This is a genomic window from Bradyrhizobium sp. USDA 4341, assembly GCF_054063755.1.
In genome coordinates, this window is the sequence record NZ_JBSSGO010000002.1 from 6,142,444 (window position 1) to 6,167,560 (window position 25,117).

Annotated in this window: 26 protein-coding genes; 20 read left to right on the top strand and 6 right to left on the bottom strand. The window is 65.2% G+C overall.

Annotated elements, in window-relative coordinates; all coding sequences use genetic code 11:
• Positions 1-207: 207 nt before the first annotated feature.
• From ACVIGB_RS35155 to ACVIGB_RS35210, 12 genes are all read left to right on the top strand, one after another.
• A complete protein-coding gene (locus tag ACVIGB_RS35155) occupies positions 208-1,911 on the top strand; it encodes a ShlB/FhaC/HecB family hemolysin secretion/activation protein (RefSeq protein WP_456719217.1) in 1,704 nt (567 codons plus the stop codon).
• Positions 1,911-3,944, top strand: coding sequence for a DUF2341 domain-containing protein (locus ACVIGB_RS35160; protein ID WP_456719216.1), 2,034 nt, complete (start codon positions 1,911-1,913; stop codon positions 3,942-3,944). The genes ACVIGB_RS35155 and ACVIGB_RS35160 overlap by 1 nt, the downstream gene beginning before the upstream one ends.
• A gap of 5 nt (positions 3,945-3,949) precedes the next feature.
• The gene (locus tag ACVIGB_RS35165; protein WP_092122695.1) at positions 3,950-4,354 is read left to right on the top strand and encodes an ExbD/TolR family protein; all 405 of its coding nucleotides are present in this window, start codon (positions 3,950-3,952) and stop codon (positions 4,352-4,354) included.
• Positions 4,355-4,374: 20 nt separating this feature from the next.
• Positions 4,375-4,908, top strand: a complete 534-nt coding sequence (locus ACVIGB_RS35170) for a hypothetical protein (RefSeq protein WP_456719215.1) — start codon at positions 4,375-4,377, stop codon at positions 4,906-4,908.
• Positions 4,905-5,714, top strand: a complete 810-nt coding sequence (locus ACVIGB_RS35175) for a TonB C-terminal domain-containing protein (RefSeq protein WP_456719214.1) — start codon at positions 4,905-4,907, stop codon at positions 5,712-5,714. The genes ACVIGB_RS35170 and ACVIGB_RS35175 overlap by 4 nt, the downstream gene beginning before the upstream one ends.
• 62 nt (positions 5,715-5,776) lie before the next feature.
• Positions 5,777-7,675: a putative porin gene (locus tag ACVIGB_RS35180; RefSeq protein WP_456719213.1), complete on the top strand. Its 1,899-nt coding sequence runs from the start codon at positions 5,777-5,779 to the stop codon at positions 7,673-7,675.
• A 2-nt stretch (positions 7,676-7,677) separates the two neighbouring features.
• Positions 7,678-8,271, top strand: a complete 594-nt coding sequence (locus tag ACVIGB_RS35185) for a hypothetical protein (protein ID WP_456719212.1) — start codon at positions 7,678-7,680, stop codon at positions 8,269-8,271.
• Positions 8,268-9,323, top strand: coding sequence for a peptidylprolyl isomerase (locus ACVIGB_RS35190; RefSeq protein WP_456719211.1), 1,056 nt, complete (start codon positions 8,268-8,270; stop codon positions 9,321-9,323). Before ACVIGB_RS35185 ends, ACVIGB_RS35190 begins: the two co-directional genes overlap by 4 nt.
• Positions 9,324-9,336: 13 nt before the next feature.
• A complete protein-coding gene (locus ACVIGB_RS35195) occupies positions 9,337-9,867 on the top strand; it encodes a YbjN domain-containing protein (protein ID WP_456719210.1) in 531 nt (176 codons plus the stop codon).
• A 60-nt stretch (positions 9,868-9,927) separates the two neighbouring features.
• Positions 9,928-10,800: a lytic transglycosylase domain-containing protein gene (locus ACVIGB_RS35200; RefSeq protein ID WP_456749257.1), complete on the top strand. Its 873-nt coding sequence runs from the start codon at positions 9,928-9,930 to the stop codon at positions 10,798-10,800.
• 109 nt (positions 10,801-10,909) lie between these two features.
• The gene (locus tag ACVIGB_RS35205) at positions 10,910-11,326 is read left to right on the top strand and encodes a hypothetical protein (protein ID WP_456719208.1); all 417 of its coding nucleotides are present in this window, start codon (positions 10,910-10,912) and stop codon (positions 11,324-11,326) included.
• 115 nt (positions 11,327-11,441) lie between these two features.
• Positions 11,442-11,618 (top strand): hypothetical protein, encoded by a 177-nt coding sequence (locus ACVIGB_RS35210; protein WP_224924689.1) that lies wholly within the window; start codon positions 11,442-11,444, stop codon positions 11,616-11,618.
• A gap of 46 nt (positions 11,619-11,664) precedes the next feature.
• Here ACVIGB_RS35210 and ACVIGB_RS35215 read toward each other — a convergent pair whose 3' ends face one another.
• Positions 11,665-12,705, bottom strand: a complete 1,041-nt coding sequence (locus tag ACVIGB_RS35215) for an AraC family transcriptional regulator (RefSeq protein WP_456719207.1) — start codon at positions 12,703-12,705, stop codon at positions 11,665-11,667.
• Positions 12,706-13,089: 384 nt separating this feature from the next.
• On the opposite strand from ACVIGB_RS35215, the gene ACVIGB_RS35220 reads away from it, so the two are divergent.
• From ACVIGB_RS35220 to ACVIGB_RS35245, 6 genes are all read left to right on the top strand, one after another.
• Complete coding sequence (locus tag ACVIGB_RS35220) at positions 13,090-14,742, top strand: fatty acid--CoA ligase (protein ID WP_456719206.1); 1,653 nt, start codon at positions 13,090-13,092, stop codon at positions 14,740-14,742.
• 42 nt (positions 14,743-14,784) lie between these two features.
• Complete coding sequence (locus tag ACVIGB_RS35225; RefSeq protein ID WP_456719205.1) at positions 14,785-15,261, top strand: MaoC family dehydratase; 477 nt, start codon at positions 14,785-14,787, stop codon at positions 15,259-15,261.
• A complete protein-coding gene (locus tag ACVIGB_RS35230; RefSeq protein ID WP_456719204.1) occupies positions 15,258-16,961 on the top strand; it encodes an alpha/beta fold hydrolase in 1,704 nt (567 codons plus the stop codon). The genes ACVIGB_RS35225 and ACVIGB_RS35230 overlap by 4 nt, the downstream gene beginning before the upstream one ends.
• A complete protein-coding gene (gene phaZ / locus ACVIGB_RS35235) occupies positions 16,954-17,904 on the top strand; it encodes a poly(3-hydroxyalkanoate) depolymerase (protein ID WP_456719203.1) in 951 nt (316 codons plus the stop codon). The genes ACVIGB_RS35230 and phaZ overlap by 8 nt, the downstream gene beginning before the upstream one ends.
• A 23-nt stretch (positions 17,905-17,927) precedes the next feature.
• Positions 17,928-18,356, top strand: a complete 429-nt coding sequence (locus tag ACVIGB_RS35240) for a phasin family protein (protein WP_143046799.1) — start codon at positions 17,928-17,930, stop codon at positions 18,354-18,356.
• 90 nt (positions 18,357-18,446) lie between these two features.
• Positions 18,447-19,664, top strand: a complete 1,218-nt coding sequence (locus tag ACVIGB_RS35245) for an acyl-CoA dehydrogenase family protein (RefSeq protein WP_092122728.1) — start codon at positions 18,447-18,449, stop codon at positions 19,662-19,664.
• Between the two features lie 158 nt (positions 19,665-19,822).
• Here the strand turns inward: ACVIGB_RS35245 and ACVIGB_RS35250 are convergent, their stop codons facing one another.
• The 5 genes from ACVIGB_RS35250 to ACVIGB_RS35270 form a co-directional block, all read right to left on the bottom strand.
• Positions 19,823-21,058, bottom strand: a complete 1,236-nt coding sequence (locus tag ACVIGB_RS35250; RefSeq protein ID WP_456719202.1) for an MFS transporter — start codon at positions 21,056-21,058, stop codon at positions 19,823-19,825.
• A complete protein-coding gene (locus ACVIGB_RS35255; protein WP_212316957.1) occupies positions 21,055-21,384 on the bottom strand; it encodes a hypothetical protein in 330 nt (109 codons plus the stop codon). Before ACVIGB_RS35255 ends, ACVIGB_RS35250 begins: the two co-directional genes overlap by 4 nt.
• Positions 21,371-21,946, bottom strand: coding sequence for an isochorismatase family protein (locus tag ACVIGB_RS35260; RefSeq protein WP_456719201.1), 576 nt, complete (start codon positions 21,944-21,946; stop codon positions 21,371-21,373). Before ACVIGB_RS35260 ends, ACVIGB_RS35255 begins: the two co-directional genes overlap by 14 nt.
• Positions 21,947-21,986: 40 nt before the next feature.
• Positions 21,987-22,439, bottom strand: coding sequence for a MarR family winged helix-turn-helix transcriptional regulator (locus ACVIGB_RS35265; RefSeq protein WP_456719200.1), 453 nt, complete (start codon positions 22,437-22,439; stop codon positions 21,987-21,989).
• Positions 22,440-22,664: 225 nt separating this feature from the next.
• Complete coding sequence (locus ACVIGB_RS35270) at positions 22,665-22,970, bottom strand: hypothetical protein (protein ID WP_244549755.1); 306 nt, start codon at positions 22,968-22,970, stop codon at positions 22,665-22,667.
• A gap of 248 nt (positions 22,971-23,218) precedes the next feature.
• On the opposite strand from ACVIGB_RS35270, the gene ACVIGB_RS35275 reads away from it, so the two are divergent.
• Positions 23,219-24,289 (top strand): sensor histidine kinase, encoded by a 1,071-nt coding sequence (locus tag ACVIGB_RS35275; RefSeq protein ID WP_456719199.1) that lies wholly within the window; start codon positions 23,219-23,221, stop codon positions 24,287-24,289.
• Positions 24,290-24,335: 46 nt separating this feature from the next.
• Entirely contained in the window at positions 24,336-24,992 is a 657-nt protein-coding gene (locus ACVIGB_RS35280) for a response regulator transcription factor (RefSeq protein WP_050406118.1), read from the top strand.
• Positions 24,993-25,117 lie beyond the last annotated feature (125 nt).

Below are 25,117 nucleotides of genomic sequence, written 5' to 3' on the forward strand. Positions count from 1 at the left end.
TCGATTTCCTAACAAACCAAAAATTTCTTTTGCGCCGCCGCAGATTCTTTTGCGGGTTTGCGTTCGCCCAGTCGTCTTCAGAGTAAGGCGTCGTCATCGCGGCCTTCCTGTCGCGATGGCGCGCGTCTGCGCGAAGTAAGTGGGACGTCTGTGCGTAGTCGAAGAGATCATTGGGCTATTGGGCATCGTCAGCGATGCCGGATCGGGTTGCGCGTGTCGGCTGCGGCGCTCACCGTGGTTGGCTCCGTAGCAGCTATCGTTCCGGCGCGCGCGGCGAAGGAAGCAGCGAAAGATGCGGCTGCGGCTACGGCCGCAGCGCCGGCGGCGGACAAGCAGCCGGCGCAGGCGAATGCACCGGCGCAGAAGCCGTCGGCGCCGCTGCAGCGCTTCGACATCGACGACTTCGCCCTGCAGGGCGCCGATAGGCTGCCGCAAGTCGAGATCGAGGAGGCGATCTATCCGTTCCTCGGTCCGGGCAAGACCTCGGAGGACGTCGAGAAGGCGCGGGCCGCGCTGGAGAAGGCGTATCACGACAAGGGCTTCCAGACCGTCAGCGTCGCGGTCCCGCAGCAGAACGTGACCGGCGGTGTGGTCACCCTCAAGGTGACCGAGCTGAAGGTCGGGCGGCTGCGCGTGAAGAATTCGCGCTATTTCGATCTCGACCGGATCAAGGACAGCGCGCCTTCGCTGAAGGAGGGCACCGTTCCCAATTTCGGTGACGTCACCAAGGACATCGTTTCGCTCAACCAGTGGCCGGATCGCCGCGTGACTCCGGCGCTGCGTGCCGGCGTGGCGCCGGGCACCGTCGACGTCGATCTCAACGTCGAGGACAAGGCGCCGTTCCACGCCAGCCTCGAAGCCAACAACCGGCAATCGCCGTCCACCACGGCGAGCCGCGTCTCCGCCACCGTGCACTACGACAATCTGTGGCAGCTCGGGCATTCGCTGAGCTTCACCTATCAGGTCGCGCCGGAGCGCCCGAGCGATGCCGAGGTGTTCTCCGGCTCGTATATGGCACGCGTGCCGAACGCCGATTGGCTCAATCTGCTGTTCTACAGCGTCAAGTCGAACAGCAATGTCGCGACGATCGGCGGCACCAATGTGGTCGGTCCCGGCACGATCATCGGCGAGCGCGCCGTGATCACGCTGCCGACGCGCGAGGGCCTGTTCCACACGCTGTCGGTCGGCATGGACTACAAGCATTTCGACCAGACCGTGAAGCTCGGCACCGACGGGTTCTCGTCACCTGTCACTTATTATCCCGTCGTCGCGACTTATGGGGCGACGTTCCAGGAAGAGAAGTTCACGACGCAGTTCAATGCCGGCGTCACCTACAACATCCGGACGCTGAGCAGCCCTTGGGACGAGTTCGACGCGAAGCGCTTCAAGGCTTCGCCGAGCTTCACCCACCTCAACCTCGACGTCTCGCATACCCAGGAGCTGCCGGAAGGATTCCAGCTCTACGGCAAGGTGCAGGGGCAGATTGCCGACGGCCCGCTGGTCTCGAGCGAGCAGTTCAGCCTCGGAGGTCTCGATACCGTTCGCGGCTATCTCGAGTCCGAGGTGCTCGGCGACAACGGCGCGGTCGCCAATTTCGAGCTGCGCACCCCCAATGTCGGCAGCATGCTGCAAGGCGAGCTCAAGAGCGAAACCGGCGACGGCAAGCCGCGCTTCATCACCTTCAACGATTGGCGCTTCTTCACGTTCTTCGATGCCGGTTACGCGTCGATTCAGCAGCCGCTGCCTGATCAGCAATCGTCATTCGTCGCATGGAGCTACGGCCTCGGCACGCGATTCAAGACCTTCGAATATTTCAACGGGATGGTCGCGCTTTCGGTGCCTGGGGTCGCTCAACAATACACGCACGCAAACAGTCCGCGCGTGAACTTCCGAATTTGGGGTGAATTCTGATGGCGATAGATCTTACTCTCGAGCGACGCACGCGCCGGGCGGCGCTGCGCCGAGGCGTTGCGAACGTCGCGACGGCGTTGTTGTTCGGGCTCGTCGCCCTGGTGGCGTCGCTCGCGCCGGCCAATGCGTGGTGGAACGACGAATGGTCGCTGCGCAAGAAGATCACGGTCGACGTCAGCGCGTCGGGCGCCAACGTCACCGATCCGATCGGCGGGGTGCCGGTGCTGGTGCGGCTGCATGTCGGCAACTTCCGCTTCAGCTCGGCGAAGGACGACGGCAGCGATCTGCGGTTTGTCGCCGGTGACGACAAGACGCCGCTGAAGCATCACATCGAGAAGTTCGATTCGCTGCTCGGCGAGGGCCTGGTCTGGGTCGCGGTGCCGAACATCGCGCCGGGCGCGCGGACCGATATCTGGCTCTATTACGGCAACAAGAAAGCCGTCGCGACCAGTGACCCCAAGGGCACCTACGATCCGGATACCCTGACGGTCTATCACTTCAACGAGCGCGGTACGCCGGCGATCGATTCCTCGGTGTGGGCCAACAACGCCCAAAGCGTCGGCCAGCCGGCGGACGGTTCGCTGATCGGGACCGGCTTGCGGCTCGACGGCCGCGCGCCGGTAACCGTGCCGGCCTCGCCGTCGCTCGCGTCGCCGGATGGTGCTGCGCTGACCTGGTCGGCCTGGATCAAGCCGGCCGCGTTGCAGCCCAACGCTGCGCTGTTCAGCCGGCGTGACGGCGCCAACGCACTGGTGGTCGGTATCGATAACGGCAGCCCGTTTGTGGAGGTCACCAATGCGGGCTCCGTGCAGCGCTCGAGCGCCGGAGCGCCGGTGGCGGCCGGCAGCTGGCATCATGTCGCCGTCGTTGCCGGAAACGGTCAGGTCACGCTCTATCTCGACGGCGTGTCCTACGCCGCGCTCAGCGCGAGCCTGCCCGCCCTCAATACCGTTGGCCTGATCGGAGGAGACTCGTCGACCTCCAGTGCCTCTCCGATCGCGCCTGCGACGGCCCCGTCCGCAGCAACACCATCAGTGCCCCCTGATGCGCCGGCTGCGGACGGTGGCGCCGCGCCCGCGGCGACGCCGGATGCGGCGGCAACGCCGGCGCCCGTAGCCGCCGCGATGGCCGGCTTCGTCGGCGACTTCGACGAGCTGCAGATCAGCAAGGTCGCGCGGCCCGCCGGACTCATCAAGGTGATGGCGATCGGGCAGGGCCCCGACCAGGCCAAGCTGATGGCTTTCAGCGTCGATGAGGAGACTGCAAGCTGGCTGTCCGGCTACTTCGCGGTGATCCTGAAGTCGGTGACGCTCGACGGCTGGGTGGTGATCGGCATTCTCCTGATCATGGCCGCGGTCAGCTGGGTGGTGATGTTCGACAGAGCCTCGTATCTCAGCAAGCAGGCCAGGGCGAATGCCCAGTTCATGAAGGGGTTCCGCGAGATCGCGGCCGATCTCACCATGCTGGATCGCGGCGATGCCGACGATATCTCGACGCTGGGCGGACGCCTCACCGAGGCCGACGCCAAGATGATGCGTTCGTCTTCGCTCTACCGCATCTACCACATCGGCGCCGCGGAAATTCGCCACCGCTTCAGCAACTCGCAGCGCGCGCCGGTGCTGTCGGCGGTCTCGATCGCGGCGATCCGCGCGGCGCTCGATAGCGGCGTCGTCAAGGAGATGCAGCGCCTCAACCGCCTGATGGTGGTGCTGACCATCGCGATCTCCGGCGGACCGTTTCTCGGCCTGCTCGGCACCGTGGTCGGCGTCATGATCACCTTCGCGGCGATCGCGGCGAGCGGCGACGTCAACGTCAACGCGATCGCGCCCGGCATCGCTGCGGCGCTGGTCGCAACCGTCGCCGGTCTCGGCGTCGCGATCCCGGCGCTGTTCGGCTACAACTACCTGATCTCCCGGATCAAGGACCTGACCAACGACATCCAGGTCTTCGTCGACGAGTTCGTGACCAAGATGGCGGAATTCTATTCCGCCGACCGGCCGGACCCGGTCGAACACCGCATCGCTGCGGAGTAACGGCCATGCAGATCCAGGCCGACTCCAAGCCCTATGACGACATCAACATCACGCCGATGTTGGACCTCGCCTACGTGCTGCTGGTGATCTTCATCATCATGACGACGGCGACCGTGCAGGGTCAGAAGGTCAATCTGCCGAAGGCCTCGGCGGCGCCGAGCCTTGCGACCCAGACCACCAAGGCGATCACGGTCGCCAATGACGGCAAGATCTTCCTCGACACCATTCCGGTGACCTTGGCCGAACTCGAGCAGCGGCTGATCCAGCAGAAGGCGCTGACGCCGGAGTTTCCCGTGGTGCTGCGCGGCGATGCGCAGGCGCAGTACCAGAGCGTGATGGATGTGTTCGATCTGCTCAGCCGTATCGGCCTGAGCCAGGTCGGGCTCGCCACCAAGCCGCTCGTGAAGTGAGCCGGTCGGAAAGCGACGCCATGATCACGCAGCCATCACCTTTCCCGCTGACCGAGCGCAGGACGCTGCGGTCGTGGCTGAGCGGCATGATGCGATCATTCGATCACGGCTGCGGTGCCGCGGACGTCACGCGCGCCGAGCCCGTCTCGCAGGTGCCGATCCGCGCCGGTATTGGCGCGGAGTTCGGTGTGGTACCGGTCGCCGCGGACGTGCGCGAGGAGCCGCGCGGCGAGGTGGTCGCATTTCCCGTCCATGGCGAGGCCCTGCTGGTCAAGCTCGCGGATGTGCTGCGCCGGCACGTCGCAGGCCGCGAGCCCGCTGACAAACCGCTGCGGCTGACGATCTCGCGATGCCCGTGGGCCCGCCTGTCGATCGACGCGATGGCCTATGTCGACTATTTGAGCGAGGTTGAGACCTTTCACGCAGCGATCGAAGCAGGCCCCGACACCAAGGTCATCCTGAAGACCACGGACTTCGACGCGCTTGCCAGCTTCGTCATGCAATACGTCAATGACAGGCTGCTCGATCGCGCCTCGGTGGAGGCCGCGCCATGAACGCGCCGATGCGGGACCAGAACGCGCGTGCCGCGCCGTCAGCCGACGATCACGATGTTGCCGTCACGCCCGCAACAGCCGCGGCGCCGCCGACCGCTGCCCGCAACACGGCCGCCCGGAAGGGCGAGCGCAGTGCGCTGCTGCGCTACGGCGCGGTGGTGGCGGTGGTCGCGCTGTTCCTTGGCGGCATCGTCTATTTCTTTCTCGGTCACGACGATCTGCCGCCGCCGCGTCAGGTGCGCGATCTCACCATCGTCAATGTGACGCTGCCGCCGCCACCTCCGCCTCCGCCGCCACAGCCGCAGCCCGAGCAGAAGATGATCGAGCAGCCCAAGATGGCGGAGCCCGAGTTCAAGGAAGAGAAGCCGGTCGACAAGCCGAAGGACGAGCCGGCCAAGGACGCCAAGAACGACGAGCCGCCCGGTCCGCTGTCGCTCGATGCCAAGCCGACGGGACCCGGCGATCTGTTCAATCTCGGCGGCAAGCCCGGCGGCAACCCGTATGGCGGAGGCGGCGGCGGTGGCAGCCGCTGGGGTTGGTACACCACGATCATCACCTCGCAGGTCGAGGCGGCGATCCGCGCCAATCCGAAGACCCGCAACATGGCGACGCAAATCCAGGTGCGGCTGTGGGTGGACGGCTCCGGCCACGTCACCCGCGTCGTCCTGACGCCGTCCTCCGGCAATCCGGAGATCGATGCGGCGCTTCGCAACGAGGTGATCGGCAGCCTGACGCTGCGCGAACCGCCACCCAAGGACATGCCGATGCCGGTGGTCACGCGCGTCACCGCGCGACGGCCGAGCTGACGAGACCGACTGACGAACGACCACCTTCGAAATTCAATGTGCGAGTGAGAACTGGGGGACTGATGTTTAAGAAACGAGCTCACGCAGAATGGCGCGCGCTGCCGCTTGCGGTGTCGCTGAGCGCGCTCGCCTGCGCAACGCCGGCCGTGGGCCAGACCGCGGACCAGGCTGCCGAGCAGGGTCCCGCCGCCGCGGCGAGGCGGACCGACGCAAAGAAGCCGAAGGTGTCGAGCACCAAGCCGACATCGTCGAATGCCACCGTCAACCTCGTCAATCTGCTGGTGCAGCAGGGCGTCCTCAAGGAGGAGCAGGCCCAGGCACTGATCAAGCAGGCCGAGGACGAGGCCTATGTCTCCCGCCAGGCCGCCAAGGACGCCACGACCAAGGCCGACGACGCCACCAAGGCCGCAACCGCCGCCGCCGCGGCGGCGCAGCCGCCCGGCACGCGGCACGTCACCTACGTTCCCGAAGTCGTCAAAAGACAGTTACGCGAAGAGATTAAGCAGGAGGTGATGGCCAAGGCGCAGAAAGAGAACTGGGCGTCGCCCGGAACCTACCCGGAATGGGCGCAACGCATCCGCTTCTACGGCGATGCACGCGTGCGCTATCAGGGCAACTATTTCCCGACCGGCAACGACCAGGCCGGCGCGGCCAACTACAACGCGATCAATACCGGGCCGCCGTATGACATTTCGAGCACTGCGTTTGGTCCGACCTACGACGCCACGCAGGATCGCAACCAGTTCCGCTTCCGCGGCCGGCTCGGCATGGAGGCCGACCTGCTGTACGGGTTCACCGCCGGCCTGCGCATTGCGACCGGCGAGAACAGCTCGCCGGTGTCGACCAACCAGACCCTTGGCGGCGGTGGCGGCAACTTCTCGAAGTATGGCGTCTGGCTCGATCGCGGCTACATCAACTGGCAGACCTGGGGCGACGATCTGAGGATCTCGGCAGGTCGCATCGACAATCCATTCTGGTCGCCGACCGATCTGGTCTGGTACAGGGAGCTCGGCTTCGACGGTTTTGCCGTTCAGGCCAAGCACGAGGTTTGGGAAGGCTTTACGCCGTTTGCCGTGGGCGGTGCGTTCCCGATCTACAACACCGATTTCAATGCCGGCAGCAATCTACCGGCCGATCCGAGCAACCTGAACTCGCCGCCCAGCAAGTTTGCCAGCCACGACAAGTGGCTGTTCGGAGGCCAGGTCGGCTTCAATGCCCGGTTCAGCCCGGAATACTCATTTCGGTTCGGCGTTGCCTTCTACGACTTCGACAATGTTCAGGGCCAGTTCTCGAGCCCCTGCAGGGTCTCGTCCGCATCCGACGTCTGCGACACCGACCTGACCCGGCCGTCCTTCGCGCAGAAGGGCAATACCTATTTCCCGCTGCGTAACATCATCGCCGATCCTCCGGGCACCGGTAACAATGGCGGCACGATCAACCAGTTCGAATATTTCGGATTGGTCAGCCAGTACCGGCCGGTGGTCGTCAGCGGACAGCTCGATCTCGGACAATTCCATCCGACCCACATCGTGCTCGACGGCGAGTATGTCTACAACACCGCGTTCAGCCGCTCCTTCATGAACGCGGCTGCGGCAACCTACGGCGTGCTGATGAACAATCGCGGGCCGAGCCCGGATGGCGGCACCACGCCCGGCCCGTTCAACGGCGGCAATCAGGGCTGGCTCGGCCGCGTCACAGTCGGCAACAGGGAGATCAAGCATCTCTGGGATTGGAACGTCCACGCCGGCTACAAATATCTCGAATCCGACGCCACCATCGACGCCTTCGCCGACTCCGACTTCGGCCTCGGCGGCACCAACCTCAAGGGCTATTTCGTCGGCGGCAATATCGGTCTCGGCGAGAATGTCTGGGCGACCTTGCGCTGGATGAGCGCCAACAGCATCGCCGGCAGCCCGTATGCCGTCGACGTCCTGCAAGTCGACCTCAACGCGAAGTTCTGACCATGCGCATCGCACTCTTCGTCCTGATGATGGTGATCGGAGCACTGAGCTCCGGCACCGCATTCGCCCAGTCCGAGACCGACCGCCTGCGCGACGCCTTGCGTAGCGCGACGGCACAGACCCGCGCGCTGGAAGACCAGCGCACGGCGTTGCAGGCCAAAGTCGCCGACGCCGATCGCGAAAAGGCGGCGGCCAAGAAGGAGGTCGACGACCTCAAGGCGCAGCTGAAGAAGGCCGACAAGGAACATCGCGACGCCGTCGACGAGTTCAATCAGCGGCTCGTTGAACGCGACGAGACGCTGGAGAAGTGGAAGTCGGCGTATGAGGAGGCGGCCACCGTTGCCCGCACCAAGGACGCCGAGCGCGCCAAGTTCGAAGGCGAGGCCACCGCCTACAAGGCCAGCACCAAGAGCTGCATTGCCAAGAACACCCAGCTGATCAAGGCCGGCAAGGAGATGGTGCAGCGCTACAAGGACCTGACCATCGGCGAGATCGTGGTCTCGCGCGAGCCGATGATTCAGCAGCGCCGCGTCGAAATCCAGAATCAGCTGCAGGAAAGCCAGGACAAATTCCTCGATCAGAAGGTGAATCCATGACGACCGCCACTATCGTGAAGCCGCTTTGGTCGATCGGTCTCGCCGCCGCCGTTGTGGCTTTCGTTGCGCCGCTCGATGTCTCGGCGCAGGCCCAGACCCAGACCCAGGCTCCCGCGCCGCGCGCCGTGCAGGCTCCGGTCAGGAAACCGCAGCCACAGCCTGCGGCGCAGGCGCAAGCCGCCGCTACGCCCGCGCCGGCCCCGGTCGCGGCCGCGCCGAAGCCCACCGCGCCCGGGAATGTCATCGCGCGGGTCGGCGACACCAACGTCTCCGCCGATGATCTCCGCAGCTATGTCGCAGCCCTCGCGCCGCGCGAGCAGGCTGCGCTGGCCAAGGATCCGGCCATGCTCAGCCAGGCGGTCCGGCTGCTGCTCGCCAACCGCCTCGTGCTGCAGGAAGCGGTGGCGAAGAAATGGGATCAGCAACCCGCCGTCGCCGCGCAGCTCGACCGGGCGCGCGAGGGGGCGGTGGTCGAGCTCTACCTGCAATCGGTGTCGACGCCGCCGGCCAATTTCCCGAGCGAGGACGATTTGCAGAAGGTCTACGAGGCCAATCGCGCCGCATTCCTGATGCCGCGGCAATTCCAGCTCGCGCAGATCTTCGTCGCCGCTCCGAAGGAGGGCGACAAGGCCGCCGAGGACAAGGCGAAGCAGGAGCTCGACGACGTGCAGCGCAAGCTGAAGGCGCCGGGAGCCGACTTCGCGGCGATCGCACGCGGCGACAACAACGCCGCCAAGGATGCCGGCGACCTCGGCTGGGTTGCCGAGACCCAGATCCGTCCGGAGATCCGCAACCAGGTGATGGGGCTCGCCAAGAACAGCGTGTCCGAGCCGATCAAGCTCGACGACGGCTGGCACATCATCAAGCTGCTCGACACCAAGGCGTCCTATACCCGCACCTTGCCGGAAGTGCGCGACCAGCTGGTGCTGCAGATCCGCTCCGAGCGGTCGAACATGATGCGGCGGGCCTATCTCGCCGAGCTGCTGAAGCAACATCCGCCCGTCCTCAACGAGCTTGCCCTGTCGAGCCTGCTCGACGCGTCGAAGAAGTAATACGGAGATAAAGATGTCCGAGATCATCACCAAGCTCACCATCGACGGGTTGCGCGACAGCTTCCAGAATGTCGGCTATCGCGTCGAAACGCTGACCGATCCGGTCGTCAACACGATCTATCTGCGCTCGGCGACGGCGGGGCTCGGCTTCGAGATCCGGCCGGGAAACCAGCTCGTCGGCGAGGAGCACAGCTTTGTCGACGCCACGCTGGTCACCACGCTTCAGGTGCAGGGCGAGCTGCCGCTCGACCTCGTCAATCGCTGGAACACGACACGGCGGTTCGGGCGGCTGCAGTTCAGCCAACCATTCCTGATGTTCTGCGTCGATGTCTCCGTGGCCGGCGGCGTGGCGCCGAACTTTGTGCGGGCGCAGATCGAGGTCTGGGACCGGCTGGTTCAGGAGCTGATCGCCTATCTGCGCGAGGAGCTGCCGAAGATCGTCGCCCGGAATGGCGCGGCGGCTGTCCCGCAGCCGAGTGCGCCGGCCCAGCAGCCGTCCCATGAGCACGCCGCGGAAGCGGGGGCAGTTCCCACGATCCAGTAGATCATGCGGACACGCGACGATCAGGGCCGTAAGCGACCGATGGATGACGGTGCCTCAACGATGAAGGCGGGCAGCCTCAGCCGATGGCGGAAGCTGCTTGATCCTGCTCGTCACCGGGGCAGCCGCATCGCAGCCGGCGGTCTTGTGCTTGCGCTTTGTCTTGTTCAGCCCGCGCATGCCGAGGGAGAGACGCCGGCGTCGTCCTTCAGCACCCGCTTTGCCGCCGTCGAGTCGGCAGACCCTTCAGCCGACGCCACAGCAAAGCCGCCGGCCGAGGCGACGGCGAAGCCGGCCGCGCCGGCCAAAGATGCGGCGAAGGACGCCGGCGGGAAAACGCTCCCACCTCCGCCGGTAAGCCAGCCCGCGGTGTCGGACGCGCGCATGCGCTATCGCGCGCTGATCGAGAAGGAGGCGGCGGGAAGCGGGCTTGCGCCCGAGATCGCCGAGGCGGTGATGGGCGTGGAGAGCGGCTACAATCCCGACGTGATCGGCGGCGTCGGTGAAATCGGGCTGATGCAGCTGCTGCCGTCGACCGCGCGCATGCTCGGCTTTTCCGGCTCCCTTGCCGAACTCGCGATTCCCGAGAACAACATTCACTTCGGCGTCATGTATCTTGCGCAGGCATGGCGTCTTGCCGGCGGCGACCTGTGTACCGCGGTCATGAAGTACCGCGCCGGTCATGGCGAGACCCGCTTCTCCTATCTGTCGGTGAATTATTGCGTGGCGGTGCGCGCCCGGCTGTTTGCCCGCGGCTTTCGGGTGACCGGCACCGTACCGGTCGCGACCTTCGGCGAACCGGGCCGTGCCGGCGGCGGTGGCGGCGGATGTGGCCGCAAATGCCTCGGCGGCGGCGGACGCATCGGCCGCGTCGATCTCGCCGCGCTCAACACGCGGCTCAACGCGCTTGTGATCCAGGTGCGGGGAGGGAAATAGCAAGGCCGCGCCGCCCGGATTCATATCGCTGCCTTGATATCCTCGCTTGATATCTGTCCTTGGCTTCCTATCGTTTGAAACAGTTGTGGTTCTGCAAGGAGCAGCACCGATGAAAGTGATCATGTTGGCGGTCGCCGTTGCCGGATTGTCGGCGATGCAGGCGCAGGCGCAGACGCAGCAACACACGCCGCTGCCGGAAATTGTCGTCGGCACACCGCCGCCGGCGCTCAACCTTAACCGCGACACCAGTGGCGGCACCGGCCGGGCTGCGGCAAGAGGCAGCGGCGGCGCGCCCGCCGAGCGCTGCGGCGATGCGGGCTCGCTTGGCTGCATCAACGAGCGGTTGAAGAAGCAGGTCGATCAGGTCAATCCACCCGTGACCAACACGCCGCCGATCGATGCGAAATCGCAGGATCTCAAGGTGGGTGTGGTCAACGTCCCGGCGGTGCAGCAGCAATATGGCCGCAACTTCGGGGTCTCGGCGTTTCCCTATCGCCCGCCAGCACCCGTTTACAGTCATCGATAACACGCGCGAAGAGACCGTCTGTTTCGCACAGATCGTGACGCCGTCACATTTCTGACGATGGGCATATGGAAAATAGAGAGAGCAACGGCTTGCTGATTCCATGCGAAAATCTGACGTGACGTGCCCCCATTGCCAGGCCGGCTATCGCCGGATCGAATTGACATCGAAGGGCGGCATCGCCGGCGAGTTTCGATGCCTGGTGTGTGACCAGTTGATCGAGCTGATGGACGGTTCGACCGATGTTGCCTTTCGGCTGACCGTGCAGCCGGGCAAGACGTCCTACGCGTATTAGCGCCGACGTCCGCGCAAGCGAGGCGGTCAACGGTCGCGGCCCGCAATCATTCGCCGCGGATATCGCTCGGGGCCTTGTTGGTCCAGCGGTGGAACGCACGCCTGAAGTTCGCCGCATCGCTGAAGCCGAGCGCCAATGCGATGTCGTCATTGGCCAGCGTCGTGCTGCGGAGATATTTCAGCGCAATCTGGGTCCGCAGCTCGTCGTGCAGCCCCCGGAAGGAAAAGCCCTGCTGACGAAGCTGGCGGCGCAACGACCGGTCGTTCACGCCGAGCTGCTTGGCGATGGCCTCGAAGGTCGGCGGGTTTGCGATGTCGCGAAGCAGGATGGCGCGGATTTTTCCGGCAATGCCGGTGCGCAATCTCAAGTCTCCGAGCAAGTCGTCGCAGAGTGCGACGATGGTCGGGTATGTCGTCTTGTTGCCGAGATCCGCTCTCCGGTCCAGCAACTGCGCCTTGAAGACGATCTGGTTGGCCGGCTGATCGAAGCGCACCGGGCACCCGACGTGATCGAGCGGAAGATCGAAGTCCTGTGCTTGCGGATAGGCGAGCGTGATTTCAAAGGGAGCGAAGCCTGGTCCCATGATGTCGCGCATCAGCGAAATGTGGATGCCGATCTGCATCTCGGCGACGAACCGGTACAGGGCGGAATCGGCAAGTGCGTGCAGATTGGGCTCGATGGTCCATCTCGCATGGGCCTTGTCCTCGGTGAATTCGATCGTCGCCAGCGGCGCGGCGAGCGCGTGGTAGCGCATCGCGAATTCCATTGCCTTGCGAAAGTCCGGGCAGCACAGCAGCGCATAGCCGTACATTCCGTAGGTCGAGATGTGGATCGATGCGCCGATGCGATAGGGCAGGTGACGGTCGGTCGACAGGCGCAGGGCGTTTTGACAAACCGTCATCAGCTGCGTCAGCGAGATCCGCGCCTGCGGCGAGTGGACATCGGCCAGCGGAATACGGGTGTCGCGCAGGATGGCGTCGGCCGGGACGCCGGCGCCGGCCAGCATGTCGAAGACAGCGCCAAGCTTGGTCGTCTCATAGACCTTGTCGCCGGTGCCGACGGTCAGGATATCGTTGCGGGAGCCCACAGGCCTCTTCAGTCGCGTGGTTGGTTGCAAAGTGAACCAGCCTTTCCTTCGGTCGGAAAGCAGTGCGCCGCAAACCTGGCCCGAGTGGATTTCCGTTCGCGAGCCCTCGGAACATAGCCGGTTCGCGCCAAAACCCAAGACTCATCAATGGGCCTCCCTTGCTGCGCAGCAGCAAGACCGCCGCCATTGATGAGAGCACCTTGTCCGGTTGAGACCCCGCCGATGTCCGTTTCGGACCTTCACAAATCTCGGGCGTCACGCGAGGCTTCGTCCTAATGTCACACGGTCAGACCGTCGTGATGCAGCACGGCAGACCACACGATCCGCTCGCTTAGAACTGCGGACGCAACGGTCGGAGGACATGCCAGGTCGAGGGAGGCTTCCATGGTTGGAAGGCTGATTCAGACTGCCCAATCCGCCTATCACTATCCGCTCATCTTCAAGCAGCTTTGGCACACGCCGAGCGTCCAGGCGCCGGACCAGGAGATCGTCTATCGCGATCTCAAGCGCCAGACCTATCGACAGACCCGAGAGCGGATCGGCCGCCTCGCCTCGGCGCTCAGCAAGGCCGGCGTCGAGCCCGGCGACACCGTCGGCGTGCTCGAATGGGACAGCCATCGCTTCCTCGAAGCCTTCTTCGCGATCCCGATGATGGGGGCCGTGCTGCAGACGGTGAACGTCCGCCTGTCGCCGGAGCAGATCGCCTACACGATTGATCATGCCGGCGCATCGACGCTGCTCGTCAATGAAGAGTTCGTCGGATTGCTGGAAGGCATCAAGGCGCAGCTGCCCAAGGTCAAGCGAATGATCGTGATGTCGGACAAGCCGTCGCCGCAGACCGGCAGCCTGTCCTTCATCGGCGAGTATGAGGGCCTGCTTGCGGCGGCCTCGCCGGATTACGACTTTCCCGATTTCGACGAGAACACCCAGGCCACCACCTTCTACACGACCGGCACCACCGGTCTGCCGAAGGGCGTCTATTACAGCCACCGCCAGCTCGTGCTGCACACGATCGCCGGTCTCGCACTGTTCGGCATGGCCGGGTCGCAGGGGCGCTTCTCGCGCGACGACGTCTACATGCCGATCACGCCGATGTTCCACGTTCACGCCTGGGGCTTTCCATGGTCGGCGACGCTGGCCGGCACCAAGCAGGTCTATCCCGGCCGCTACGAGCCGGCGATGCTGGTCAAGCTGATCAAGAGCGAAGGCGTCACCTTCACCCACGGCGTGCCGACCATCCTGCAGATGCTGCTCAACGCCGCCGCCGCGGCCAAGGTCGATCTCAAGGGCCTCAAGATGGTGATCGGCGGCTCTGCGTTGCCGAAGGCGCTCGCCAAGCAGGCGATGGAGGCCGGCATCGACATCTTCGCGGGTTATGGCATGTCGGAGACCGGCCCGCTTGCCGCGGTGTCCCATGTCCAATCCAGGGATCTCAGTGGCGATCCTGACGGCGAGGTCGAATTCCGCACCCGCGCCGGCATGGCCGGCCCGCTGGTCGACCTGCGCATCGTCGATCCCGACATGAAGGACGTGCCGCATGACGGCAAGTCGCCCGGCGAGATCGTGCTGCGGGCACCCTGGCTCACCCAGGGCTACTTCAACAATCCCGAAGGCTCGGAGCAGCTCTGGGAAGGCGGCTATCTGCACACCAGCGATATCGCCGTGGTCAGCCCGGGCGGCTACGTCCAGATCACCGACCGGATCAAGGATGTGATCAAGACCGGCGGCGAATGGGTCTCGTCGCTGCAGATCGAGGATCTGATCTCGCAATGCGCCGGCGTGGCCGAGGCCGCGGTGATCGGCGTCAAGGACGAGAAATGGGGCGAGCGGCCGCTCGCGCTCGTGGTCAAGAAACCGTCCGGTGCCGACGGCCTCAGCGACGAGGCCATCAAGGATCATCTCAAGCTGTTCGCCGACAAGGGCGTGATCTCGAAATACGGCATCCCCGGCAAGATCCTGTTCATCGACAGCATTCCCAAGACCAGCGTCGGCAAGATCAACAAGAAGGAGCTGCGCGAGCTGTACGGCGACATGTGACGGCTCGGGTGCAGTCGAGAAAAGATCGTGGAGGACGATGTCATGAGCAACCTCACACTTGCCGGCCTGGGCGAACACCTCGGAAAGGAGCTCGGGCTCTCCGATTGGGTCACGATCGATCAGCAGCGTATCGACGCGTTCGCGGCCTGCACCGGCGACCATCAATGGATTCACGTCGATGTCGAACGCGCGAAACGGGAGAGTCCGTTCCGCGGTCCGATCGCCCATGGCTATCTGACGCTCGCGATGGTGGCGCCGCTGGCGATGCAGGTCGGCATCATCCCGCGCGATGCCGCCGCCGGGTTGAACTACGGGGTCGACAAGGTGCGCTTCCTGGCGCCGGTGCCATCAGGCGCGCGGGTGCGGCTGCGGGTCGTGCTGTCGGGCGTTGAGCCGAAGGACGGTGGCCAGGTGATCATGAAAACCCTGAACACGCTGGAGGTCGAAGGATCGGAGAAGCCGGCGCTGATCGCCGAAACGCTGGCCCTTCTGATCCCCGCGGCGGGAGCAAAGCAATGAGCACGGAAAATCGCAGTCCGGATTCCCCGGCGTCTGACATGTCCGAGGCCGCGTCGCGCAACACGCTGGCACTCAATCCGCTGGTCGGTATCCAGGGGCAGGACCTGGTCGAGGGCGCCGGCATCCTGTTCAAGGCGGTCATCAACGAGCCGAAGGTCGCAACCGAGCAGTGGCTGTCCTTCGTCGGCGAGCTCGGCTCGATCGCTGCCGGCAAGTCGGAGCGCGCGCCGAAGGCCGGCGACAAGCGGTTTGCCGATCCGACCTGGAAGGAGAGCTCGCTGCACTCCGGCCTGCTCAAGGCCTATCTGGCGTGGGGCGAGGCGGTCAACGGCCTGGTCGACAAGACCAGCCTCAGCGACATCGACAAGCAGCGGGCGCATCTGATCACGGATATCCTGATCGATGCGGTCGCGCCGACCAACACGATGCTCACCAACCCGGCGGCGGTCCGCAAGTTCATCGACACCGGCGGGCAGAGCCTGTGGAGCGGCCTGAAGAACTACATCGGCGATCTGACGCAGAATCGCGGCATGCCGTCGATGGTGGATATGAGCGCGTTCAAAGTCGGCGAGAACCTCGCGACCACCCCGGGCGCGGTGATCTTCCGCAACGAGCTGCTGGAGTTGATCCAGTACACCCCGACGACGCCGACGGTCAGGAAGCGGCCGCTGCTGATCACGCCGCCGCAGATCAACAAGTACTACGCGCTCGACCTGTCGCCGGACAAGAGCATGGTCCGCTTCCTGCTCGAGAGCGGCTTCCAGGTCTTCGCCGTGAGCTGGCGCAACCCGACGGCGGCGCATCGCGACTGGGGGCTCGACACCTATGTCGCCGCGCTCGACGAGGCGGTCGACGCGGCCCGCGAGATTTCCGGCAGCGAGGACATCTCGATGATGGGATCCTGCTCCGGCGGCATCACCTCGACGGCCTATTTCGCGACGCTCGGCAGTGCCGCCGAGAAGAAGATCAAGAACCTGGTGCTGGCGGTCTGCCTGCTCGATCCCAATTCGGCCGAGGAGAGCACGTTCGGCTGCCTGATGACGCCGGAGACCATGCGGGCGGCCAAGGCAACGTCGCAGCTGCGCGGCATCGTCGATGGCCACGACCTGGCGCGGATGTTCGCCTGGATGCGGCCCAACGATCTGATCTGGAACTACTGGGTCAACAACTACCTGCTCGGCAACCAGCCGCCGGCGTTCGACATCCTGTACTGGAACGCCGACACGACCCGCCTGCCGGCGGCGCTGCACGGCGACTATCTCGATCTCTATTTCTCCAACCCGTTCGTCAACGCCGGCAAGCTGACGCTCAACGACAAGACCATCGACATGAGCAAGGTCAAGGCCGACAGCTACGTGGTCGCAGGGGTGACCGACCACATCACGCCGTGGAAGGGCGTCTACAAGACCGCCCAGATCATGGGCGAGGGCGCCACCTTCGTGCTGTCGAACAGCGGGCACCTGCAGAGCCTGCTCAATCCGCCGAGCAATCCGAAGGCGTCCTTCATGATCGGGCCGATCTCCAAGGACAAGCCCGATGCGTTCATGGCCTCGGCCGAGAAGCGCAAGGGCAGCTGGTGGCTCGACTGGCGCGACTGGCTGCAGGCGCGTTCGGGCGACGAGGTGGCGGCGCCCGCCGCGCTCGGCAGCGGGCGCTATCCATCTCTTGCCGCGGCACCGGGGACCTACGTCTTTGACTGACGATCTCACCAGCGCTGACGAGGCCGGGCCGGCGGCGGTTGCGCAGCGCGGCACGATCGAGACGCGGCAGGTCACGGTCGACGGTCAGCTGCTTCAGGTTGCGATCCGGCACGGCGGCGGCAGCGGCCCGCCATTACTGCTGTTCAACGGGATCGGCGCCAACTGGGAGCTGGCGAAGCCGTTCCTCGACGCGCTGACCGGCACCACCGCCATCATCTTCGACGTGCCCGGCGTCGGCGGATCGCCGAGGCCGGCATGGCCCTATCGTCCGTCGACCCTGGCGCGGCTTGCCGCCGGGCTCGTTGCGGAGCTGGGCTACGCCGAGGTCGATGTCGCCGGCGTGTCCTGGGGCGGTGGCATCGCGCAGCAATTCGCGCATCAGTTTCCAAAGCGCTGCCGCCGCCTGGTGCTTGCCGCGACCGCGCCGGGTTTCACCATGGTGCCGGCAAGTCCGTCGGTGCTGTGGAAGATGGCGACGCCGCGCCGCTACACCGACAAGGGCTATATGAAATCGATCGCCGCCGACATCTATGGCGGGGCGTTTCGCGACGATCCGTCATTGATTGGCCGGCATGCGGCCGCGATGCACGGCGCGCGCAGCATGGGCTATCTTTATCAACTGCTCGCGATGACCGGCTGGACCAGCCTGCCCTGGCTGTGGTCGCTGCCGCAGCCGACGCTGATCCTGATGGGCAGCGACGATCCGCTGGTCCCTCCGGTCAACGGTCAGATCATGGCGAGCCTGATCCCGAACGCCGAGCTGCGCCTGATCGACGACGGACATCTGTTCATGGTGACGCGGCCAAAGGAAACCGCCGACTTGATCGAAGCGTTTCTGGCTGACGAGAGCCGTCAGGTCGTGTCGTCATCCCTGCTCTCGCGAACGACGAGCTACTTCAGGGATCTCGTTCCAACGTCCGGAGGCGGACAGCAGAAGCCCTAAACACAGCAACCAGGGAGGATATCGTGACCGACAATACCTCTTACATAGACATGCTGCGGAAGTTCGGCAGTGATCTCGGCTTGCCGAAGCTGAACGTGGACGAATTGCTGCAAGCCCAGAAGAAGAACCTCGAGGCGCTCGGTCAGAGCGCGAAGGTTGCGGCCCAGGGCGCGCAATCGGTGGCGCAGAAGCAGCGCGAGGTGATTGAGGCCGGCTTGCGCGAGGCCTCGACCTTGGCGCGCGAGTACAAGCCGCTCGGCAAAATTCATGAGAACCTCGCTCTGCAAACCGAATTCGCGCGGAAGGTGTTCGACATCGCGGTCAAGGGCGCGCAGGACAGCGCGTCGACGGCGCGGCAGTCGACCACGGAAGCGGTGAAGATCATCCAGGACCGGATGAAGGAGAACTTCGAGGAGTTCCGCGCCAGCGTCCGCCCGAACAAGCCAACCTGACGTCACGATGAGACGAATCCCGGCAGGGCGTCGGTCCTGTCGGGAGCGCGAGACAAAGGCGAAGCATCGCCATGCATCAGGGAGGACACCATGGCTAACGCGCAGGCGACACGGTCAGCCAAGCCGGATTACGCGCCGCCGCCGATCAACGGCGACTTCTACGGGATTGCCACCGTCCTCAACGACACGGAGCGCGCGCTGGTGCAGCGTGTGCGCGCATTCACCGAGGGGGTGGTCGCACCGGTCATCGAAGAGTTCTGGAGCCGCGACGAATTTCCGTTCGCGATCATCCCGAAGATGGCCGAGATCGGCATCGGCGGCGTCGGCTACCAGGGCTATGGCGCGGCCGGCGGCAGCTGGCTGCTGAACGGCTTCGTCGCGATGGAATTGGCGCGGGTCGATTCCTCGGTCGCGACCTTCTGGGGCGTGCACACCGGGCTTTCGGCGGGCTCGATCTATCTGTGCGGCGACGAGGCCCAGAAGCAGCGCTGGCTGCCTGCAATGATGCGCTTCGAGAAGATCGGCTCGTTTGGTCTCACGGAGCCGCTGGTCGGCTCCGCGACGTCGGGCGGGATGCTGACCACCTGCCGGCGCGAGGGCGACGTCTGGATTCTCAACGGCCAGAAGAAGTGGATCGGCAACGCCACCTTCGCCGACATCAACGTGATCTGGGCGCGCGAGGAGGGCTCGAACCAGGTCAAGGGCTTTGTCGTGGCCAAGGACAATCCCGGCTTCTCGGTCGAGAAGATCAAGACCAAGATGGCGCTGCGCGTGGTGCAGAACGGCCTGATCACGCTGAAGGACTGCCGCGTGCCCGAGGCGGACCGCCTGCAGAACGCCAACACCTTCAAGGACACCGCCAAGGTGCTGCGCATGACCCGCACCGGGGTGGCGTGGTTCGCCGTCGGCTGCGCGATGGGCGCCTATGAGCATGCGCTGCGCTATGCGACCGAGCGGCAGCAGTTCGGCAGACCGATCGGCGGCTTCCAGCTGGTGCAGGATCTCCTGGTCCGGATGCTCGGCAACGTCACCGCGACACAGGCGATGATGCTGCGGCTCGGACAGATGCAGGACGAGGGCGTGATGCTGGACGAGCATGCCTCGCTGGCGAAGGCGTTCTGTACCGTCAAGTGCCGTGAGACCGTCGGCTATGCGCGCGAGCTGCTGGGCGGCAACGGCATCCTGCTCGAGAATCATATCGGCCGCTTCGTCGCCGATGCCGAGGCGATCTATTCCTACGAGGGCACCCGCGAGATGAACACCCTGATCGTCGGCAAGTCGATCACGGGATTGAGCGCCTTCGTCTGAGGCGTTGCGAAAGCATCCAATTCCGTCATTGCGAGGAGCGTCAGCGACGAAGCAATCCACGTTTCCACAAGTGGTGAGATGGATTGCTTCGCTTCACTCGCAATGACGGGGACACAGCCACCCACGCTACTGGTCACACGTCCGAAGGAGACCCTAGCTCACTCCGCCGGGGGCAGGCTGCCATGGCCGGCTTCGGCGTTTGTCCGCGACAGCATGCCGAGGGCAACGAGTGCGGCGGCAAAGCCGGCTGCAGCGCCGACCCCGAGCGCCCAGCGCGGGCCGAGGTGATCGGCGACCCAGCCGACGATCGGTGCGCCGATCGGCGTGCCGCCGAGCGCCACACCGAGCCGCAGCGCCATCACGCGGCCGCGCATCGCAGGCTCGGTCGAGAGCTGCATCAGCGCGTTCGAGGTGTTGGCGACGGTCAGCGCGGCGACGCCGATCACGACGAGCGCGGCGGCGAACAGCCAATAGCTCGGCGCCAATGCGGCGAGCGTGCAGCCGAGGCCAAAGATCGCAGAGCCCAGCATCAGCGAAGAGAACCGCGGCTGGTCGCGGCTCGCGGCGAGCAGCGCGCCCGACATCGTGCCGAGCGCCATCACCGAGGACAGCAGGCCGAAGCCGCGCGCATCGGTGTGGAACACGCCCACCGCCATGGTGGAGATGAAGATCGGAAAGTTCAGCCCGAAGGTCCCGATCAGGAACAGCATGATCAGCGTCGCCCGCAGATCGGGGCGGGACCACACATAGTCGAAGCCCTGCATGACGCTGCCCTTGGTGGGATGGGCGCGCGCATTCGGGCGCAGCTCGGAGGTGCGCAGCAAGGTCAGCGAGGTCAGCACCGCCAGGAACGAAGCGCCGTTGAACAGGAACGCCCAGCCGGTGCCGACCGAGGCAATGATCAGGCCGGCGACGGCCGGGCCGATCATGCGCGCGGCGTTGAACGAGGTCGAGTTCAGCGCGATCGCGTTCGACAGGTTGGTGTCGCTGACCAGCTCGGCCACGAAGGTCTGGCGCACCGGCGCGTCGAGCGCTGCCGCGCAGCCGAACAGGAAGGCGAAGGTGTAGACGTGCCAGAGCTGCACCAGTCCGGTGACGGTGAGAATCCCGAGGACCAGCGCGAGCGCGCCCATCGTCGCCTGGGTCGCCATCAGCAGCTTGCGCTGGTTGAAATGGTCGGCGGCAAAGCCGCTCCACGGCATCAATAATAGCTGTGGCCCGAATTGCAGCGCCATCACGATGCCGACCGCCGATGCGCTATGCTGCGTCAGCTGGGTGAGGACGAGCCAGTCCTGGGCGGCGCGCTGCATCCAGGTGCCGACGTTGGACACCAGCGCGCCGGCCGCCCAGACCCGGTAGTTGAAGCTTGCGAGCGATCGAAAGACGCGTCTCATGGTCTCTGCGGTTCATTCCCGCCGTGAAACCGTCCGAACCGCCGCGCCAGGAACAGGCCGATCAGGAGGCCGCCGAGACCGAGCGCTGCGACGTCGCTGGTGGTTCTCAAGCCGAAGTCGCCGACGCGGCAGACCAGGAGATATCCGACCGCGAGGTTGAAGAAGCCCCACACGATGTTGACGGTCGATGACGACAGGCCCTCACCGGGCGGCTTCGCGAACGGGCTCTGGAACGGTTCGCCCATCATGCCGGCGACGACGTGGGGGATCGCGTTGGTGAGGAAGGCGCCGCCGAAGAAATAGGCGACGAGGTCAAGCCAGTTCATGCGCATTGGTCCTTTCAAGCAGATCGATGATCGCCTGCGTCGAGCCGGTTTCGCCGAGCCGCGGGAACACCTGTTCGATGCTGTAGTCATGCGCGTTGGGCCGTGCATCGGTCATGGCGTCGATCGCAAGCGTGACGTTGAAGCCGGCCTCATAGGCCTGCCGTGCCGTGGATTCGACGCCGGTGCCGGTCGCAACGCCGGCGACCACGACATGCGTGACGCCGCGGGCGCGCAGCTGCTTCTCGATATCGGTGCTGGCGAACGCACCCCACGTTCGCTTGGTTACGACGATGTCGCCCGGCTGCCGATCGAGCTCCGGAATCAAGTCGGTCCAGCCGTCGGGAAATTGTCCGCTGTGGCGCGGCCGCTCGGTTCGTCCGGGTGCCGTGCCGTCGACATTGACCAGCACGATCGGCAATCCACGCCGTCGAAACGCATTGATGAGGGCGCAGGCGCGAACCACGACGTCTGCGAACGGATGGACGAAGGGCGCGCCGACGAGCCCTGATTGCAGATCGACGACAATGAGGGCGGTGATCGGATCGAGCGTCGTCAAAGCCATGATCGTCTCCTGTCTCGCGATTGGCGCGGCGCGGCCGGCATCAATCCGCGACCAGCCGTTTCAGCAAGCCGACGGCGGCGGCGAGTTCATCCTGTTCCCGCGCCGACAGCCGCGCGGCGATGGTGCGCGACAGCCAGTCCTGCCGCGCGGCACGGCCGGTGCGCAGCCGCTCGCGGCAGCTATCGGTGAGCGACATGATGGTCTGGCGGCCGTCGTCCGGATCGGGCGTGCCGCGCACCAGGCCCGCGGCCTCGAGCGCTGATATCGCCGAACTCATCGACTGCGGACGCATGCCTTCCGACCGCGCCAGGCTGGACACGGTCGCGGGGCCGTCCTTTTCGAGGCGCAGCAGCACCGCGACCTGGGACGGCGGAAGATCCTCACGCTGGCCCTGCTCGCGCAGCCGGCGCTTCAGCGTTCCGATCAACAAACGAAGATCCTCGGCGAGCGCCGATGTGCGCGCTGATCCGGTACGGGCCGCTGCATTGTTCATGCCGGTCATCCTAGCATATATGAAGGTAAACTGTAAAGATTATCTTTGCAGTTTATCTGCGGAGCCCGCGAGCGTTCGTCGCGGGCCGGGGTAGGCCGTCCGTTTCGACGGTATCTTGCGGCTGAGTCAGAGCGACGCGCGCGACAGTTCCCTGCGCGGGTGAGCCGGACGGGTTTTGAGGGAAATGATATGAGCAGCGTCTGCGTCGTGGCGCGATGACGCGCGCTACTCGCTCTCGCTGGTCGCCGGCGCCGTGTACATGTCCCGTGCGCGCCGGGTCACCGCCGCATAGCGCGCGGTCGCGCTGAGGCTCATCAGGCCGGCGCGCACCAGTCCGAGGATGGCGCGGCGCGAGTGGAACGGGCCGGTCTTGCTCGCGGCATATCCGCGCGGGTAGAGCTGCAGGCGGCCGGCGAGCGCTTCCTGCAACGCCAGCTTCTGGGTCGCGCTCAGGCGCCGGCGCCGCGCAGGTTTTTCCGCTTCCGCCAACATGAGCTCGATACCCAACGATTTCCGTGGCGCGGCCTTCATTGTCAGCTCACACTCCGGCCGACTGGCGCGACCTTCCGCGAGGCGCGGCGCCCGGCCGGCATCGCCATGGACGCCGGCATGTGGCACATCATGGCTTGCGCTGTTGCTCATTCGTAAGACAGAACCGCATTTCGAGCAGTAGTGGCATCTGACGAAAGTCAGGATCAGTTATGACGAAAGTCATATTCGTTTGCGGCCGCTGCCGGCTTACGCCAGAGTGGGCTGCTCGCTGAGTTGATGGGCAACGCATGATCGATTTGAGCGCGGATTTGCTTGCGGCTGCAGGAGCCGACGTCATCGGTCTCGCCGTCATCGGTGCCGACCGAAGCATGCAGCGGAAGATCGGGCGGCTGGTCGAGTGGCTTCCCGCAATCGGCGTCGATTGCTGCGAATGCATGCTGCTGGTCGGCATGGAGGCCGAGCTGGCGGCGCTGGCTCGCAGCCAGCGGGACATGATCGCACTGGCCGGTGTCCGCGGTGCCTCGCCTGACATCGCGCAGCCGATGACGGCGGTCGTGCTGTGGAATGACGCGCAGTCGCATTACTTCGTGATCGCCATGCCGGACTTCGCGGGACGTCAGGTCGAAACGCTGCTCGGCAGCGAGCGCCGGGCCCGCCGCCTGATGGAGCAGCAGCTCGAGGCGGCGAGCGCGGAAGTGCGCTTTGCCTCGCTGGCGCGGACGCGGCTGCGGCTGGCGCGCGACCTGCACGATACGCTGGTGCATTCGATCGTGGCGCTGCTGACCCAGATCCGGCTGATCAGGCATTATCTTTCGGCCGACCCGGCGCGTGTGGCGGACAGCCTTGCGACCGCTGAAGACGCCGCAGCGAGCGGCCTCTCGCGTGCCCGCGAGGCCATCGATCGGCTGCGCACGCCGGACGACTTGAAGCTTGATCCCGATGTCGAGGGACTGCTCAGCGACTTCGCCGCGCGCAGCGGCGTCAGGGTGTCGATCCAGATCGACGAAGAGGCGCGTCCCGGCTTGCGCGATTGCGGCTTGACGGTTCAACGCATCCTCAGCGAGGCATTGCGCAACGTTCAGGCACATGCGAAGGCACGCCGTGTCTCCTTTCACGCCTTCGAAGCGCCGGCCGCGGTCGGTCGCAAGCTCGTTGTCGAGATCCGCGACGACGGCCGCGGCTTCGATCTCGCGGTGCCCACTCCCGGACATTTCGGATTGATCGGGATGACCGAATTTGCTGAACTCGTCGGCGGAAGCTGCGCGGTGGAGAGCGCGCCCGGACAGGGAACGCTGGTCCGGATATCGCTCCCCGTGGCGGTGCCGCCGGCAGCGTCTGCCGGCCTGCTGGCCGATTGATGTCGTTGCCGCCAATTCAAGACCTTCGAGAGGATAACGAAAGCCCGTGAGCAGAATTGAGAAGGTGCGGGTGCTGATCGCCGAGGATCAGACCCTGATCAGGGAAGGTATCGCCACACTGCTGGCCCAGCAGAACGACGATTTCGAGATCCTTCCCGGTGCGTCCGACGGCGAGCAGGCCATCGAATTCGCGCGGCGCTATCGGCCGGACGTCATCCTGATGGACCTGCAGATGCCGCGTGTCGACGGCATCGCGGCGACCCAGCGGATCCTGCGCGAGCTGCCGCAGACCCATATCGTCGTGCTGACGACATTCGAGACCAACGACCTGATCTTCGAGGCGGTCAGCGCCGGCGCCAAGGCGTATCTCCTCAAGGACGCCAGGATGGAGGAGATCGCATCGACCATCCGCGCAGTGATCAACGGCCAGTCCGGGCTGTCGCCCAGCGTCGCCGCCCGTATCCTCGACGAGTTCAAGCGGCTGCGCGGCCCGCGCGTCTCGGCGAAACTGCCGGTTCGCGACGGGCTGACGGCGCGGGAGAATGAAATTCTCACGCTGATCGTCGAGGGCAAGAGCAACACCGAGATCGGCGAGCGGCTGCATTTGGCCGAGGGCACGGTGAAGAACTATGTCAGCACCATCCTGGAGAAATGCCAGGTCAAGAACCGTACGGAACTGGCAATAAAGGCAATAACTTACTAGAAATAACTGCCCCCAATTGCACACCACGCGGTTGATCCGGCTGAGATTGCTCGCCTTTCTCTGGGCCGCGCCGACAAAATTGGCTATAGGATTGTTTCGGATTTGCTTTTTGACTGGCAGGTCCG

What these genes read in the sequence shown, in the direction of transcription:
- ACVIGB_RS35260 (WP_456719201.1), bottom strand. Translation starts at nt 21,946, where the DNA reads ATGGCTTTGACGACGCTCGATCCGATCACCGCCCTCATTGTCGTCGAT.
- ACVIGB_RS35230 (WP_456719204.1), top strand. Translation starts at nt 15,258, where the DNA reads ATGAGCACGGAAAATCGCAGTCCGGATTCCCCGGCGTCTGACATGTCC.
- ACVIGB_RS35190 (WP_456719211.1), top strand. Translation starts at nt 8,268, where the DNA reads ATGACGACCGCCACTATCGTGAAGCCGCTTTGGTCGATCGGTCTCGCC.
- ACVIGB_RS35205 (WP_456719208.1), top strand. Translation starts at nt 10,910, where the DNA reads ATGAAAGTGATCATGTTGGCGGTCGCCGTTGCCGGATTGTCGGCGATG.
- ACVIGB_RS35185 (WP_456719212.1), top strand. Translation starts at nt 7,678, where the DNA reads ATGCGCATCGCACTCTTCGTCCTGATGATGGTGATCGGAGCACTGAGC.
- ACVIGB_RS35255 (WP_212316957.1), bottom strand. Translation starts at nt 21,384, where the DNA reads ATGAACTGGCTTGACCTCGTCGCCTATTTCTTCGGCGGCGCCTTCCTC.
- ACVIGB_RS35250 (WP_456719202.1), bottom strand. Translation starts at nt 21,058, where the DNA reads ATGAGACGCGTCTTTCGATCGCTCGCAAGCTTCAACTACCGGGTCTGG.
- ACVIGB_RS35220 (WP_456719206.1), top strand. Translation starts at nt 13,090, where the DNA reads ATGGTTGGAAGGCTGATTCAGACTGCCCAATCCGCCTATCACTATCCG.
- ACVIGB_RS35225 (WP_456719205.1), top strand. Translation starts at nt 14,785, where the DNA reads ATGAGCAACCTCACACTTGCCGGCCTGGGCGAACACCTCGGAAAGGAG.
- ACVIGB_RS35245 (WP_092122728.1), top strand. Translation starts at nt 18,447, where the DNA reads ATGGCTAACGCGCAGGCGACACGGTCAGCCAAGCCGGATTACGCGCCG.
- ACVIGB_RS35180 (WP_456719213.1), top strand. Translation starts at nt 5,777, where the DNA reads ATGTTTAAGAAACGAGCTCACGCAGAATGGCGCGCGCTGCCGCTTGCG.
- ACVIGB_RS35270 (WP_244549755.1), bottom strand. Translation starts at nt 22,970, where the DNA reads ATGAAGGCCGCGCCACGGAAATCGTTGGGTATCGAGCTCATGTTGGCG.
- ACVIGB_RS35170 (WP_456719215.1), top strand. Translation starts at nt 4,375, where the DNA reads ATGATCACGCAGCCATCACCTTTCCCGCTGACCGAGCGCAGGACGCTG.
- ACVIGB_RS35195 (WP_456719210.1), top strand. Translation starts at nt 9,337, where the DNA reads ATGTCCGAGATCATCACCAAGCTCACCATCGACGGGTTGCGCGACAGC.
- ACVIGB_RS35275 (WP_456719199.1), top strand. Translation starts at nt 23,219, where the DNA reads ATGATCGATTTGAGCGCGGATTTGCTTGCGGCTGCAGGAGCCGACGTC.
- ACVIGB_RS35200 (WP_456749257.1), top strand. Translation starts at nt 9,928, where the DNA reads ATGAAGGCGGGCAGCCTCAGCCGATGGCGGAAGCTGCTTGATCCTGCT.
- ACVIGB_RS35160 (WP_456719216.1), top strand. Translation starts at nt 1,911, where the DNA reads ATGGCGATAGATCTTACTCTCGAGCGACGCACGCGCCGGGCGGCGCTG.
- ACVIGB_RS35165 (WP_092122695.1), top strand. Translation starts at nt 3,950, where the DNA reads ATGCAGATCCAGGCCGACTCCAAGCCCTATGACGACATCAACATCACG.
- ACVIGB_RS35265 (WP_456719200.1), bottom strand. Translation starts at nt 22,439, where the DNA reads ATGAACAATGCAGCGGCCCGTACCGGATCAGCGCGCACATCGGCGCTC.
- ACVIGB_RS35175 (WP_456719214.1), top strand. Translation starts at nt 4,905, where the DNA reads ATGAACGCGCCGATGCGGGACCAGAACGCGCGTGCCGCGCCGTCAGCC.